Genomic DNA, 15,597 nt, shown 5'->3' on the forward strand with positions numbered 1-15,597 from the left:
ATTTCACGCATAATGAAAAATAAGGAAGAAAGGTATTATCAGCAGAGGCTGAAAAAGGTGCAGGAGGAATATGCCAAGGCCAAAAGTAAGGTGAATAGAGTTTCTACTTACAGATTACTAGCCATCATAGCTTCCGCCGTGATCTTCTATTTTCTTTTAAAAACCACCATACTATTTACCGCAATAGCGGGTGTTTGTATTCTCTTTGGCTTTTATAAACTGGTGAAATACCACGATAAACTTTCAGATGATCTGGAGCTGAAGACTTTGCTTTTAAAAGTTATACAAAATGAAATTGGTGTCTCTGATGGTAAGAAATCAATTTATGGTAATGGGGCGGCATTTGAAGATATTAAACACCCATACACGGGTGACTTAGATGTATTTGGAGAGTTTTCCTTGTTTCACAAAGTCAACAGAGCTAAAACAGCGGGTGGCTTGCTAGCTTTGGCGAATTCATTTCTCAAAAATGCGGGAATTGAAGAAGTATATCAAAGACAAGAGGCGGTAAAAGAGCTGGAAATTAAACCAGAGTGGCGTCAGAATTTCCAGGCTTCATTATTCTCCATAGAAAACGCTGGAATAGAACAGTTATCTGCTCTAGAAAAGCCTCCTAAACTGAAGTTTGAAGGATTAATTAAAGCTTATTTTTATATAAAATGGCTTGTGCCATTCCTGATTGTTGCGGCGTTTTACTTTGTAGGACTTACGGTAGGAATGTCTTCGATTGCGTTTTTCTTATTTCTGCATTATGGTATCTCAGGAGCAAATAAAGAACTAACAGCACCCTATTTTTCGAAGATAAAAGGAGCAAGCAGAGAACTGGATCAATATCGGCTGGCCGTAGATCTAATTTTAGATGAAAAGTGGTCTTCAAGCTTACTCAGAAACGGAAAAGAGAGGATACCTGAGACTCACTCTGGTCAGAACCCGATTCTGAGTTTTAAAAACATTGTCAAGAAAATAGAAATGAAGGATAACCAGTTTGCGGCTTTCTTCCTTTACCTGTTTTCACCGTTTGATTTAGTGCAGCTGGTACAGCTAAGAGAATGGATTAACAAGAATCCAGAGTTTTTTGAGAAGATATTATCAAGCATTGCTCGTTTTGAGCTTTATGGGAGTTTGGGTACCCTGGCATTTAATGAGAAAGATTGGACGTACCCCGTTATTGAAGAAGATAACAGAGTCAATATAAAAATGGTACAAGCAGGCCACCCTCTTATAGCTGGGGCGGTGTGTAACGACTTTGATCTGGGGAAAACGAATCAACTTAGCCTGATCACAGGCTCCAATATGTCTGGTAAAAGTACTTTTTTGAGGACCACTGGCTGTAATATTTTGCTGGCTTACCTGGGGGCTCCGGTTTGTGCAAAGGAGATGATCGTTTCTGAAGGTATTCAGCTTTATTCTTATATGAGGATTAAGGATTCCTTACAGGAAAATGCATCTACATTTAAGGCTGAAATTGATAAAATCAGGATGCTGCTGACTGCTATGAACTCGCCTAAGGCACTAGTATTGGTCGACGAAATGTTAAGAGGGACAAACTCAGAGGACAAGCTAAAAGGGTCGATTGCATTTCTGGAAGAAGTCATCAAGAAAGATGCCTTTGCCATGGTGGCTACGCATGATTTGAGAACTACGGAAATTGCCGAAAGATATCCTGAACAGGTTAAAAACTTCTATTTTGAATACGACTCAAAAGATGGTGAACTCACCTTCGATTATTTACTGAAAGAGGGAGTTTGTCAAAGCTTCAATGCCTCTGAACTTCTGAGAAGCGTTGGATTGAACGTCTAGTCCAGCTGATCAAAAGGAGGGATGGTCTTCAGCAAATCATACTCCGTTTTTAGGATCGAGAAGGTGTAGGTGTCTCGGCCTTCACATGAACATGCCTCACAATAGGATTTATTATCACTGCTGAGTCTAAAGCTTTTGATTTCTGTGATCCCGTTTGTGAAAAGGTATTCTTTAAACCGATCGACGGCCTCCCCCTCTGAGCCATTAAAGTCCCATGGATTGGCACACTGAGTAGGTTTAAATTTTACTTTCTTGTAGGCTCCAATGCTCACAGAGTCGCAAGAAAATAGAAGGGTTATGAACGAAAGAAGGAGTAATTTGTTCAAGGTCATTTTAATTTAATAAACGAGATTTCTCAAATAAGGTTGCTTAAGGCAAAAATTGTTTCACATAATTTCTGCTGGTCAAGATAGCTTTCTCAATGTCGGCGGCAGAGCCTTCAAAGGCTTTGTCCTCCACTTCTATAACCACCGGTCCCCGGTATCTCACATCTGTAAGTGCCGCAAAAAAGCCCCGCCAATTGACATCTCCCAGGCCTGGTAGTTTCGGGGAATGGTATTCTAAAGGGTTAGCCAGAATACCCACTCTATTCAGTTTTTCTTTATACACTTTTACATCCTTGATGTGTATATGATGTAACCTTTCTTTGTAATCATAGATAGGTTTTATTTCATCCATCTGCTGAAAAATCATGTGCGAAGGATCATAATTTAAGCCAAACAAAGGAGTAGGGAAGGCCTCAAACATTTGATCCCAAACGGCAGGGCTTATCGCCAGATTTTTACCTCCCGGCCATTCATCATTTGTGAAAAACATCGGACAGTTTTCTATACCAATTTTTACATTTTCCTCTTCCGCGACTTTAAGAATAGGAGCCCAAAGCTTTCTGAAAAGCTTTAAATTTTCCTCCATATTCAGCAACTGGTTTCTGCCAATGAAGGTATTCATCACCGGGATCTCCAATTGAGCACAGGCTCTGATAACTTTCTTTATATGCTCTACGTAGAACTCAGATTTTGCTTTATCTGCATCTAAAGGGTTAGGGTAATAGCCTAAACCAGAGATGATTACGCTGTGGCTTTTAAGTGTCTCTTGAATTGCTGATTTATCAAAATTGTCGACGTCAATATGCGTGACCCCCGCATACCTTCTGGTGTCACCATTACTCCCGGGCCAGCACATGACTTCTACGCTTTCAAAATCGTTATTGCCGGCAAAGGCTATTAATTCATCGAAACTTCTGTCTTCCAGAATAGCAGAAACAAATCCTAATTGAAACATTTATGTATAAGCTTTGGTCACGAATATAGGTAATTCTAAAGTCGAAATTGAAACCATCTCAGAATTCACGGGCCTTAAAAAGATAAAGGCTTAGGAAGAATATAATTGCCCTAAATTTGCGATAGATGAAATCTAAAATTGAACCGTATCTGCTCTCATTTGATACCATCAAAGGCCTGGTTTTGACGATTTCCTTGGTGATACCTGTGACCATTGGATTTCAGATCGATGAATTTTACAAGGGTTTTGCTTTTGCCTTAGGCACACTCTTTACCTTTCTTCCAAATACCGATGGTAGTAATCGACACCGTTTTTGGGGAATTCTTTCAGCCTTGGCCGTTGCCTTGTTGATCGTTGGAACCGGCGGTTTACTACGTCAGATCTCTTATTCTGTTTTTGTCATTTTCTTCGCTTTTGCCTGCTTTTTCGTTTCCATGTTATCTGTGTATGGTATTCGAGGAGCTATGGTAGGTTTCTCTGGTCAGCTGGCCATTGTGATGAGTTTTGCTTTGCAAAAAAGCATGATACCTCTTTTTGAACAATTGGCCCTTATAGCCGGAGGAGGTTTATGGTACTTGGTACTGGCCGGTATCAGCCATAAGGTGTTTGAAAAAAAGAATATTGCACTCAATTTGGCTCAATGCATTGAAGACACATCGGAGTATCTGAAAACAAACTATCAGTTGCTTTGGAATGAACCAGACAATGCTTTGGCTCTGGAGAAAAAGTTGCTAAACATTCAGGTGAAGATTAACGGGCAGCATGAGTTGCTAAGGGAGTTACTGTATCAAAAACGAATATCCTCAGGTCAATCAAACAGAACCAATAGGTATTTGCTTATTTTTTTGGAGGTACTGGATATTTATGAGTTATCACAGGCTCAAGGAGTAGAGAAGGATCTTTGTAAAGAAATATTTAGTCAAAACGGGGAGATCATGAACCCTCTGAAAGACCTCTCAGCAAAATCGATCGTTCACTTGTATGCCTTGGCTGAGGCCCTTAGAAAGGGAGATGATTTACTGCTATCTCAGGAAGATGATACGCATGAGGAAGCCATTGAGAAAAGTATCGGTGAATATGTTCAAAAGGTTGGACTTCCGGAGGCCAGGGAGGGAGTGCTTCTTTTGAGAAATATCATTGATTCAGAATCTAAGAAATGGGAGAAGATCAGCCAGGCCAAGCGTATTTATAATCGTCTTTTGGAAAATACGGCAGTCACCATCGGGAAGAAAGATCGTAAACTTTTTATCACCTCTCAGGATTATAGCTGGAATACGATTAAGAACAACCTGAGTTTTGAGTCGAATACCTTTAAGCATGCTCTTAGGTTTACTTCTGCAATGATGATTGGATTAGTCATCGGTAGCCTGATGAATCATCAGAACTCTTATTGGATACTCCTGACGATAGGTGTAAGCCTGAGACCAAACTTTGGATTGACCAAAGAAAGAGTGGTGAACCGAATAATTGGCACACTCATAGGTGCTGCCATAGGATTTATCATAGTGTATATAACAGATTCGCCATTGGTTTACGGGATTCTGGCTGTGCCTGTGACATTTATTGGTTTCAGTTTTTTACAAAAAAACTATAAAGTGGCGGCCACGTTTATCACTTTGATTGTGGTGCTTTTATATGCTCTATTGGTTCAGGAAACCTATCAGATTATTGGTTACCGGGTGCTGGATACATTAATTGGTGCTGCCATCTCTTTTGCTGCCATTTATGTGCTTTGGCCCAGCTGGGAGGGAAATAATATCAAAGGCAGTATGGTCAAATCTCTCAAGGCAGTTCAGGAGTATTTTGGGCAAGTAGACAGAATTTACCAATCTAAAGAAATAGCAGATACAGGGTATAGACTTTCCAGAAAGAAGGCCTTCATAGAAACTGGTAATCTCCTGTCCTCATTTCAGCGGTTAACAGAAGAACCCAAATCTCAGCAGATCCATACGGCTCAGGTACAGGCCATGGTAGTGCTGGTGCAAACTTTTCTTAATGCCACTGCGGCCATGGGTACTTATATTCAAAACCATATTACTACTGAAGCTTCTGAGGCCTACAGAACTATGGTTAGGCATATTGGACTTAACCTTGAGAATGTCATAGAAATATTGCTCACCGGCAAAGAAATGACCACACATGATGCCGAAGAAACTGAGGACGCCAGTAAAACTCTTGAATCAAAATTTAAGGATTTGGAAGAAGTGCGTGCACGGCAGTTAGAGCAAGGGGAACTCGCTTTAAGTCCGGAAATGCGTAGCAAACTTCAGGAAGGTAAGCTCATTACCGAACAGCTCAAATGGCTCTATAATTTGAGTGATAGTATGAAGCAGGTAACTGCTTATCTTGACTAAGATTGAAAAGCCTTCACCAGCTCTTCGCGGTCATCAAAATGATGTTTTACACCTTTAATCTCCTGATAGTCTTCATGGCCTTTGCCGGCTACTAAAATGATGTCGCCTTCATTGGCCAGCATAACTGCTGTTTTTATGGCCTCCCGGCGGTCAGAGATAGTGAGAACCTTTTTGCGTCGGGTAATACTTACGCCCTCCTGCATATCTTTTAGGATCTCCTCGGGTTCTTCATTTCTGGGGTTATCAGAAGTCAAAATTACTTTATGGCTAAGCTCTGTCGCTATTTTAGCCATTTGCGGTCGCTTGCCTTTATCTCTATTGCCGCCGCAACCAACAACTGTGATTACCTGCTGGATATCTTCCCGAAGGTCATTGATAGTTTCCAGGACATTTTGCAGAGCATCGGGCGTATGAGCATAATCTACAATCCCCACTTTACCGTCTGCTGAATGAATCTGCTGAAATCTGCCAGGAGGAGGTGTTAGTTGCGATAGCTCAGTCAGAACATCCTCAGGGTTTTCGTCTAGTAGTACAGCTGCACCATAAACGGCGAGCAGATTATAGGCATTGAATTTTCCGATCAATTTAAACCATACTTCCTGCTCATTGATGGTCATTTGAATGCCAAACAAACCACTATCCAGTACTTTGCCTTTGAAAGTACCAACTCCCTTGAGCGTATACGACTCTTTTTGTGCTTTGGTGTTTTGAAGCATCACCTTTCCGTTTTTATCGTCGGTATTGGTGAGGGCAAATGCCGTTTTGGGCAAAAGGTCAAAAAAGCCTTTTTTGGCCGCTATATAGTTTTTGAATGTCTGATGGAAATCCAGGTGGTCCTGGGTAATATTGGTAAAGATACCCCCGGCAAAATGCAGTCCAGCGATACGCTCCATCACCACAGAGTGTGAGCTGACTTCCATGAACACAAATGCACAGCCCTTTTCCACCATTTGCTGCAGCAGTTTATTGATGCTCACAGAGTCTGGTGTGGTGTGTGTAGCATGAATCACATCATCTTCTATCTGATTTTGCACCGTAGACAGTAAGCCGCACTTATAGCCTAACTTTCTAAAGAGGTTAAACAGAAGCGTCGCTACCGAGGTTTTACCATTTGTGCCGGTAATCCCTACGAGTTGTATTGACTGAGAGGGATGATCATAGAAGTTGGCCGCGGCCAGACCCATCGCATGAGCTGCGTTTTCAACTTTTATGAAAGTGGCTCCTCCTACGTTTTCTTCCGGGATTTTCTCGCATAAGATAGCTGAGGCTCCAAGCTCCAGAGCCTTTGGAATATAATCATGGCCATCTACCTGTGTGCCAGGTATGGCTACGAAAAGGTTTCCCTTCTGCACTTTTCTACTGTCAAACTCAATCTTTTGAATTTCAAAGTCAGTTTTACCCGAAACAGTGAGAAGTGGAATCTTATACAGAATATCACTTAAAAGCATGAATTACGAAATGGTTTTAAGATTTGAAAACGTGTGACGTTCTAAGAAATATATAGCGGCTACAAATAAAATACACTGGAGAATATGAAAGGCAATATTGACCCCAAAGTTCTCAATGCTGATATAAGAATTAAAGATGATTATTACTGCGGCAGCTATTAAATAAATGATTACTCTCAGTGTTTCATAAGGTATGGGATAATGCTTTTGACCGAAGTAATAACTTAGGAAAACCATTAAAAACGAGCTGATGACAAAGGCATAAGCACAGCCCAGATAACCGAAAGCAGGAATAAACAGATAGTTAAGACCTATGGTGACCACCATACCTGCTACAGTGATGTAGGTTCCGTAGATGGTTTTATCTGTCAGTTTATACCAAACAGACATATTACCATATAACCCTATGAAAAGGTTGGCTAGCAGAAGCCACGGGACGATCACTAAACCAGATCTGTAATTTTCTCCAAGAAGCAGACCTATCCAATCTAGATTTAGAGAAACGGCCACCCAAAGGACAATACAAGCGAGAGTAAACCACTTGGTACTTATAGCTAGCATTTCAGGAGAATTTTTGTCTCCCATTTTTGAAAAGAAAAACGGATCGGCCGCGAATCTGTAAGCTTGAACGATCAGCGTCATAAAAATGCTCAGCTTATAGCAATTAGCATAAATACTGAAGGCATCATCTGTGGTAAGTCCGGGGTAAAAGCCATCCGGCAAAAGACCACGCAGCATGAGTCTGTCAGCCGTCAGATTTATACTTCCTGCCAATCCCAAAAATATCAAGGGGTAGGCGTATTTGATATACTTCTTTAGCTCCTTGCCATTCCATTTGAATCGGAAAGGTGCAAACTCTTTCCAAAGGAATAACAAGGTTAAACTACTGGCTACATAATTAGCGAGGATGATATAATCCGGCCCAATTTCAGGATTGTAAATTTTACTGATGAGACCATAGAAGTTAGCCTCTGGCCCTTCCTGAAGAATAGGCCAACAAATTAAGAAGAAGAATAAGTTGAGACCAATATTGACAAACAAGGCCGACATCCTTACTCCAACAAACTTCTTGACTTGGTTGTTAATTCTGAGTTTTGCGAAAGCAATGGCCGAAATAGCATCAACACCAATGATGATGGCAATCCATTTCAATAAGTGTTCTTTACCCGGGAATCCCATTGCTTCTACTAATGGAGTAGCGAAGAGGATAATTACTCCTGACAATACAAGGCTTAAAACCAGAATAAAACTAAGAATCTGATTAAAGACATCCTTTTGGCTTTCTGGTTTATTACCATACCTAAAAAAGGTAGTCTCCATTCCAAAAGTGAAAAGTATATTCAGCGGAATGACGTAGGTGTAGAGGAGGTTGTTTTCTGCAAGTACCTCGGGATTTAGAAAAACTCTGGTGTGAAGAGGCACCAAAAGCCAATTCAATAAACGCCCAACTATAGTGTTGATTCCATAGAGAACGGAGTCGCCTGCGAGTTTTTTGAGGAAAGACATCTTTGCCAGAACTAAATTCGCTACAATGTTACGATATTATTCAGCAATCTGCCTGATAACCATAAGGACATCGTCATTTCTGGCAATAATAAAACACTGTTGACCTTGAATCATTATTGGAGTGATTGACCTGGCTTGACCTTTGATCTTTAAGTTATTCAGATCGGAATGATTGATTTTTCCATCATTCATTGACAAAAGACCACCGTAGTAGCCATCGTATCTACCAAACTGAATATTGCTTTCGTAGAAATTGCCAAGCATTAAAATCTGACCATTGGTTACCTCACCAAATGCCATTTTAGGCCCGTACTGTGAAGCTTTTGGAAGTTCTCTCAGCTCAAAAGAACTACCGGTATTCAATAGTAAGGCGTTCTTAAAATAATTGGCTTCAAAAACAGTAGCATTATCAATTTTATCGCGACCAAAGACATCTTTAAAGTAAGCTTCAGAGAAGTCTCTGGAGAGGTTATACTTTTTGCGAATGAAGGGCATCTGCTTTTCCAATTCTTTTTTGTCAGCAAAAATGACTTCTTCGCCATTCATGTAGTGGGTAAGGATCTGATCTAGTCTTCCGTTTTCGTCAATATCATTGACATAGAGCCTTACCGGTTCTTTTTCTGAAGCTTTGATTCTGCTGTTTTCCCCTAGGTTGCCAAGCAAAATATCCTGATCTCCGTCTTGGTCAATATCTGTTAAGTAGAGTGTATTCCACCAGCCCTTTTTGTCAGTTAAGATCGTTTTCTCAAAAGAGCCTTGATTATTTATAAAGGCGAAGACACCATCCCATTGACAGGCCAGAATTAAATCTTCGTCGCCGTCCTGATCCACATCAAACCATTTTGCAGAGTGAACCATTCCTATGTACTGAAGTTCTTTCGGTGTTTGATCTGAGAATTTTCCTCGTCCGTCATTAATGAGCAAGTATGATCTTGGGATAGCTCCGTATTTCCACGAAACTGTTTTGCCGGCAAGGAAGATGTCGAGGTCGCCATCTTGATCAACATCAGAGGTAATGATATCCCCTTGGGTTTCAAATATTTCTGGTAAGGCATCAGATTTCTTGCTTAGGTTTCCTTTACCATCATTGACAAAAATTCGGGCTTTCAGGTATTCTGTCTTTCCGTAGTACTCATTACCGCCTGAGGCCAGGAGGAGGTCTGGAAATGAATCTCCATTTATATCCGCCCAAGTGGCAGAGGATTCTTCGTAGGTACTATCTGCCTCAAGGCCTTTTTGAGAAGTTGTGATAAATGTGCCGTCTTTATGCTGAAGTAAAACTTTTGCTTTCTCCCATTTTGAAGACCCAATGAATACATCTTCCAGTCCATCACCATTGATGTCTTTGACAGTGATAGCCGGGCCCGCAGATGAGTGCATGAATGGCTTTAAAGCCTCTCTGTCAAACTCATTGAAGACGTTTTCATAATGCTTAATGTTGAGCTTTGTTTGCTGTGCAATATCCTCGAAATGTAGAGTATGACTATTCTTCTTTGCAAGCAGTTGATAGTTGTAGGGTTGAAGACCTTTTTGATATGTAAATTCTATCTGACCTGAAGAAATATCAGGTTGAGTATGAATCTCAGAAGTATTATCTGGCCAAATCACACGAATAGAGTCAACTCTTATAGAATCTCCAAGGCCAAACAATAGTGGCGTCTCCATGGAAGATTGAAACCCTCTTACAGGAAATTTCTCCTGATATTGAGAAGAGCCATTTTGATATAGGAATACTTTAGCTCCGATGGCATTTATATTATCCTTATCTCCTTTAAGCTGTATGGTTAGACTTTTGTTGTTGGTTGTCAGATTTTCATAAACGAAGACTTCGTCATTGATATTATTGGTGACTAAATCCAGGTCGCCGTCATTATCCAAGTCGGCATAGATTGCCCCGTTTGAGAAAGAATTAAAGTTATTCTCTACAGCAGCATTGATTTCTTCAAAACCGACGTTTCCATTATTTCTAAAAAACTTGTTAGGGATCTTCACCTCAGGAAGGAGGTCTGTAAGCTCTTCGCTTGATTCGTCAAACTCTTGTTTGTTGATTTTTTCCTGGATAGCATCATTTGACACATACTTCATATAGTCGGTGTCATTCATTCGTTTGCTAATGCCATTAGAAATAAAGAGATCTTTTAAGCCATCATTATCAAAGTCAAGAAACAAAGAACTCCAAGACCAATCTGTGGCGTGAATGCCGCCATTCATGGCTATTTCGGTAAAGCTGTTATTTCCATTATTTAGCTGAAGAGCATTTCTGGAATATTGGAAATTATAACCCTGTTTTAGCTTAAAGTTGAAATTGTAGAATACGTCCTCTCCATCGGCTTGCTTAATAAGTTTATAATCCCACGGGAGCATATCCAACGAGACTATATCTGGGAAAATGTCATTATTAAAGTCGGCAATATCTACACCCATACTAAATCGACTGGTATGGGTCATGTACTTGTCAGTCAAGTCCTCAAAGGTCCCTTTGCCCTGATTAATGTATAGGTAGTCATTTTCATGAAAATCATTCCCCACATAAAGGTCTGGTAGGCCATCTAGGTTGATATCACCTACCGCCAGCCCAAGTCCATACCCAAGGGCATTGCTGTGTATATTTGATTCCTTTGTTTTGTCAATAAACTGACCGTCTACATTCTCATAATAACGATCACCGGAAAGTGGGTGATAGGTATCCAGGAAGTTTGCTCTATTTCCAAAAGTGCCAATGCTATGCACGGAGTGATTCAGCTGGAAGAAATCGAGATCTCCATCTTGGTCGAAATCAACAAAGGCGGCCTGCGTCCCAAAGCCCACTAAATCAAGTCCATATTCTGCCCCTTTTTCAATATATATAGGTATTCCGTCTTCAATTTTTTGACATTCAAAAAGCTGGTTCTTCCCTTTTAAGTTTTGGTATTCACCGACTTGCGAAATATATATATCAAGGAGTCCATCATTATTGATATCCACTAGAGAAATACCGTTTGACCAGCCACCTTTGGTATCAAAACCGCTTTGAGATGTAATATCTTCAAAGACCATTTTACCTTTATTCAGGTAAATCTTGTTTTCTTCAAGGTTAGAGGTGAAAATAAGGTCTATTAGTCCATCATTGTTCAAATCTCCTGAACCGGCTCCGCCTCCATTATAGAAATACAGATAAGTGAAGATGTTCAGGTCTTTTCTTGGTTCTACGCGGTTTTGAAAAGTGATACCTGTTTGTTGTGAAGAGAGTACTCTAAATTGTTTCTCTACCTTTTGCTCTTTCTTACATGAAAAGACGAGCAGGCCAAATAGTAATATGACACCTAATTTCCTCATTGAAGTGTGTAGGTTTTAGGCTTGCTATTGTTCATTAAGACCAAAAGGGTTTTCTTGTTGAGAAGTTTCAGGTCTCTAACATCACCTCGTAAGTTCAGACCGGTGTTTTTGAGATTTGTAAACGAATTTCCTTTTTCGTTTCGAAGTATAATTCCAGAACAAGCATCGAGTGTACCGAATTGTGGAATCATTTGGGTGTTATTGCCTGCCAATATTAACTCAGGAAACCCGTCATTATTGATGTCCTTTGTAAGTATTTCATTAACACAGCTTAACTGGGTTTCTGTAGGTAATTCTTCAATTGAAAAAGTGCCATCACCATTATTTCTGGCAATGATTGATTTGAGATAGTTTAACTCTTTTACAACTGAGTTGTTTAAAATATCTTTTTCAAAAAGCTCTTGAATGGTTTTTGAGGCGTAATCAGCGTGTTTTAGGTTGGCATTTTTTAGGGCCGGGAATTGATCCGTAATATCTCTTTTCAAGAAAACGGGCTTGTCTTGCCCATCTATTGTTTTGCTAAAGACCTTATCTAAAGTTTGATTTTTATCAAAATCAGCAATCCAGACTTTGAAAGGATGATTACTGTTGACTTCAAATGAGAAGTTTTCGCCAATATTTCCTATGATTAAATCCGTGTCTCCGTCCTGGTCAATATCTGTGGCTTCCAGAGCAGACCAAAAGCCTTTCAATTCTTCCAGACCTGTATTTTTTTGCGGAGCAAATTCATTACCATTCCATTCAAAGACTTGAGTACTTAGCCATTCTCCTGTGATGATAAGCTCCGATTTCTGATCACCATTAACATCAGTCCATTGAGCATCAGTGACCATTCCTAATTCGGTAAGTTTTTGAGCGATTGAAAATTCACCTTGGCCGTTATTCTGGAGGATATAAGAATCCGGACTTAAACCATATTGTAATGGCTGGTTTCTCCCTCCTACAAATAAATCAAGGTCACCGTCTTTATCATAGTCATTGGCCCTTACCACGGAGGTATTGATACTGATATTTGGTAGTCCTTTAGATTTTAAGGTGAAAATTCCTTTACCGTTATTCAGAAAGAGGCGATCCATAAGTTCTCTGGAGCCTGCTTCACTTTCATTTCCACCAGAGCCAATAAATAAATCTAGGTCTCCGTCCTGATCTGCATCAAATAATTCCAGGGCTGTATCCTCGAATCCGATAAACTGGTTGAAGCTTTCCTGAGCAAGTATTTTGAATGTATTTGAAGATCCTATGTATACTTGAGTAAGTTGGTTTTTTGCCCCTGCAATAATTACATCTTCCCGTCCATCATTATTGATGTCACCTATTACCGCTTTTGGTCCTTCTGCCGATAATTTAAAGGGTACGTTCTTCTCGTTATAGTAGTCTATGTATTTGTTTTCCTCGTGTTTGTCAAAACTATTGTTGGTCTCGGCAAATAGATTTTTTGAGTTGTGTTGTTGTGGTATGAATGTTCTATTGGCGTAAGCAATATCAAATTCCAATGTGGTATCTGCATAAAACAAACCACTAAAACTCATTTGATCGTTTGGCCATACGATTTTTACGGAATCAACTTCATCACTATCACCCAAACCAAAATTTAAGGTATAATCAATACTGGATTGAAAGCCTCTTGAAGGCATCAATTGCTGGCTAAGTACTTTTCCCTTTTGATAAACATAGACTTTAGAGCCAATTGCTCTCTTATTATTTGTAGGCCCTTTCAGCTTTATTTTCAAATAATGATTTAAGGTGTCTGTGTTGTTTTTATAGATGAAACTTTCCTGGTTTACATTATTGATGGCCAAGTCAAGATCTCCATCATTATCCAGGTCTACATACACAGCTCCATTAGAAAATGAGGGCGTATGAAAGCCAAATTCTTCTGATTTAAAATCGAACTTGAGATTGCCCTTATTCTTAAAGAAACTATTGACAACCGGAACACTAGGCATGCGTTCCAGTATTTTATCAATACTTTCTTTTTTACCACTCATCGCCATTTTTTGACTGAGTTCATCCGCAAAAAAATCGATGAAGTCCTGGTCTATCACATCGTGTCTAATGCCATTACAAACATAGATATCTGTAAGGCCATCATTATCCGCATCAAACATTAATGCTCCCCAGCTCCAGTCGCTTTTAGCCACGCCCGAGAATTGGGCTATTTCAGAGAATTGACCGTCTCCCTTATTTAGCTGAAGAGTGTTTTGCATAAACTGGTTATAAAAACCTCTTTCCTTCTTCAAGGAATAGATATAATGGTTCTCGTAAGATGCGGTTGTTTTCAGTCGTTGTTCGGTTTGCGGTAGCATATCGGTAACAAAAATCTCAGGCTCGCCATCATTATTGATATCTGCCATATCAGCACCCATAGACGCCAGACTAGTGTGGGCCATTCTGCTTTCCAGATCTTCTTTGAAGGTTCCATCTTTTTGATTGATGTAGAGGTAATCTTTCTCAAAAAAGTCATTGGAGACATACATGTCAGGCCAATTGTCATTATTGACATCACCTACAGTTATTCCTAAACCGAAACCGATCAGACTTCCATAAATACCAGCCTCTTCGCTTACATCCACATATGTTCCGCCATCGTTACGAAGCAGTTTATCACCTCCGCCTTTCAGAAATTCACGAACTGGCCAATCTTTGGCTCGCATTTCACGGTTATTGGCATAATTAAGAGTATTAACGGGGATGAAACTATTATTTAGCACGTAGGCGTCCAGGTCTCCGTCTTTGTCATAATCAAAGAATGCTGTATGTGTGGTGTAGCCATTATCATTTAAACCATATTTCGCTGCTTTTTCAGAAAAAGTTAAGTCGCCATTATTGATAAAAAGTGCGTTCTCTGTACTGACTCCTTTTTGATAACCAGCATTACAGATGTAAATATCCAGAAGGTCATCATTATTGATATCTACCATCACTACCCCGGTACTCCATTTGCTTGCTTCAGCTATTCCAGCCTTTTCGGTAATATCTTCAAATTGGAAATTACCTTTATTGAGATATAATTTGTTACTGCCCATATTGGCGGTAAAAAGGAGATCTGTCAATCCATCGTTATTGATATCCCCGGCGGCTACTCCACCACCGTTATAAAAGTTGCGGTAATTGAAAATATTGAACTTCTCTGTATTGTTGATGTCATTTCTAAAGCTAATCCTTGTTTCATCTGAACTCATGAGAGTAAATAGATGGTTTTCAGGTTCTTTTTGACAAGAACTTAGGGTGATCGCTACTAGAAAAAAAGCCAGGGATAATTTATTCATTAATTGAAAAAGTAAGAGCCTAATGTTTCAGGATTTAATGCAGGGGGTTTCTTCCAAACTATATAGCCATTTATGGGTTTATTTACCTCATCATTAAACGGATTTTTCAGTATACCATGTACTGTTATAATGCACGCCTCTTGATTTAATTGTACCAATTCAAAATTTCCTTCCTTCAAGAGATAGCCTTCTCCCTTAGTGTCGTCTCTTCTGCCAATTAAAAAGGAGCCATATAAGTTGCCTTCTGTAGGAAGAGCCTCTTTGAAATTGATTTTTTTGAGATCTGCCTTGTACCAGTTTTCTTCCTCAATACTTACGACTACATTTCCACCTTCTGGGTTTTTTAAGTTGACAAAGCAGGCTTGATCATTCACAGAGATAGTGCCTTGAAATGGTAGATCTAAAGGGTAAAACTGTTCACCTCCTATTTCAATATCGACAATCATTTTCCCGGCTTCTAGTTTCTGCAAAGCTTCAAAAACCTGATTGTCAAAATTGGGTTCAGTATTACAGCTAAATAAGCTAATAATCGAAAAGAATAAAGCGATTTTTCTCATCATGCTTATACTTAAATCAAAAATGCCCGAAACGAGTTCGAGCATTTTTGAATCATATTTAAAGACA

General features: G+C 39.7%; 9 protein-coding genes. 2 read left to right on the forward strand and 7 right to left on the reverse strand.

Features of this window, described 5'->3' with window-relative positions:
- The first annotated feature begins 12 nt into the window (after nucleotides 1-12).
- Nucleotides 13-1,800, forward strand: a complete 1,788-nt coding sequence (locus ACUXV0_RS13455; protein WP_446190081.1) for a MutS-related protein — start codon at nucleotides 13-15, stop codon at nucleotides 1,798-1,800.
- Here ACUXV0_RS13455 and ACUXV0_RS13460 read toward each other — a convergent pair.
- Nucleotides 1,797-2,126, reverse strand: coding sequence for a hypothetical protein (locus tag ACUXV0_RS13460; RefSeq protein ID WP_446190082.1), 330 nt, complete (start codon nucleotides 2,124-2,126; stop codon nucleotides 1,797-1,799). The genes ACUXV0_RS13455 and ACUXV0_RS13460 overlap by 4 nt on opposite strands.
- A 43-nt stretch (nucleotides 2,127-2,169) precedes the next feature.
- On the reverse strand, nucleotides 2,170-3,081 hold the full coding sequence (locus ACUXV0_RS13465; RefSeq protein ID WP_446190083.1) for a sugar phosphate isomerase/epimerase family protein: 912 nt from the start codon (nucleotides 3,079-3,081) through the stop codon (nucleotides 2,170-2,172).
- Nucleotides 3,082-3,206: 125 nt separating this feature from the next.
- On the opposite strand from ACUXV0_RS13465, the gene ACUXV0_RS13470 reads away from it, so the two are divergent.
- Nucleotides 3,207-5,435 (forward strand): FUSC family protein, encoded by a 2,229-nt coding sequence (locus ACUXV0_RS13470; RefSeq protein WP_446190084.1) that lies wholly within the window; start codon nucleotides 3,207-3,209, stop codon nucleotides 5,433-5,435.
- Here ACUXV0_RS13470 and ACUXV0_RS13475 read toward each other — a convergent pair.
- From ACUXV0_RS13475 to ACUXV0_RS13495, 5 genes are read right to left on the reverse strand one after another with little or no spacing between them, the layout of a single operon-like run.
- Complete coding sequence (locus tag ACUXV0_RS13475; protein ID WP_446190085.1) at nucleotides 5,432-6,883, reverse strand: UDP-N-acetylmuramoyl-L-alanyl-D-glutamate--2,6-diaminopimelate ligase; 1,452 nt, start codon at nucleotides 6,881-6,883, stop codon at nucleotides 5,432-5,434. The genes ACUXV0_RS13470 and ACUXV0_RS13475 overlap by 4 nt on opposite strands.
- Nucleotides 6,884-6,886: 3 nt before the next feature.
- A complete protein-coding gene (locus ACUXV0_RS13480; protein WP_446190086.1) occupies nucleotides 6,887-8,389 on the reverse strand; it encodes a lipopolysaccharide biosynthesis protein in 1,503 nt (500 codons plus the stop codon).
- Nucleotides 8,390-8,425: 36 nt separating this feature from the next.
- A complete protein-coding gene (locus tag ACUXV0_RS13485) occupies nucleotides 8,426-11,704 on the reverse strand; it encodes a VCBS repeat-containing protein (RefSeq protein WP_446190087.1) in 3,279 nt (1,092 codons plus the stop codon).
- Nucleotides 11,701-14,973 (reverse strand): VCBS repeat-containing protein, encoded by a 3,273-nt coding sequence (locus tag ACUXV0_RS13490; RefSeq protein WP_446190088.1) that lies wholly within the window; start codon nucleotides 14,971-14,973, stop codon nucleotides 11,701-11,703. The genes ACUXV0_RS13485 and ACUXV0_RS13490 overlap by 4 nt, the downstream gene beginning before the upstream one ends.
- Complete coding sequence (locus tag ACUXV0_RS13495) at nucleotides 14,973-15,575, reverse strand: hypothetical protein (protein ID WP_446190089.1); 603 nt, start codon at nucleotides 15,573-15,575, stop codon at nucleotides 14,973-14,975. The genes ACUXV0_RS13490 and ACUXV0_RS13495 overlap by 1 nt, the downstream gene beginning before the upstream one ends.
- Nucleotides 15,576-15,597: the final 22 nt, after the last annotated feature.

This window comes from Jiulongibacter sp. NS-SX5 (genome assembly GCF_052828545.1).

What these genes read in the sequence shown, in the direction of transcription:
- ACUXV0_RS13475 (WP_446190085.1), bottom strand. Translation starts at nt 6,883, where the DNA reads ATGCTTTTAAGTGATATTCTGTATAAGATTCCACTTCTCACTGTTTCG.
- ACUXV0_RS13485 (WP_446190087.1), bottom strand. Translation starts at nt 11,704, where the DNA reads ATGAGGAAATTAGGTGTCATATTACTATTTGGCCTGCTCGTCTTTTCA.
- ACUXV0_RS13495 (WP_446190089.1), bottom strand. Translation starts at nt 15,575, where the DNA reads ATGCTCGAACTCGTTTCGGGCATTTTTGATTTAAGTATAAGCATGATG.
- ACUXV0_RS13470 (WP_446190084.1), top strand. Translation starts at nt 3,207, where the DNA reads ATGAAATCTAAAATTGAACCGTATCTGCTCTCATTTGATACCATCAAA.
- ACUXV0_RS13455 (WP_446190081.1), top strand. Translation starts at nt 13, where the DNA reads ATGAAAAATAAGGAAGAAAGGTATTATCAGCAGAGGCTGAAAAAGGTG.
- ACUXV0_RS13490 (WP_446190088.1), bottom strand. Translation starts at nt 14,973, where the DNA reads ATGAATAAATTATCCCTGGCTTTTTTTCTAGTAGCGATCACCCTAAGT.
- ACUXV0_RS13465 (WP_446190083.1), bottom strand. Translation starts at nt 3,081, where the DNA reads ATGTTTCAATTAGGATTTGTTTCTGCTATTCTGGAAGACAGAAGTTTC.
- ACUXV0_RS13480 (WP_446190086.1), bottom strand. Translation starts at nt 8,389, where the DNA reads ATGTCTTTCCTCAAAAAACTCGCAGGCGACTCCGTTCTCTATGGAATC.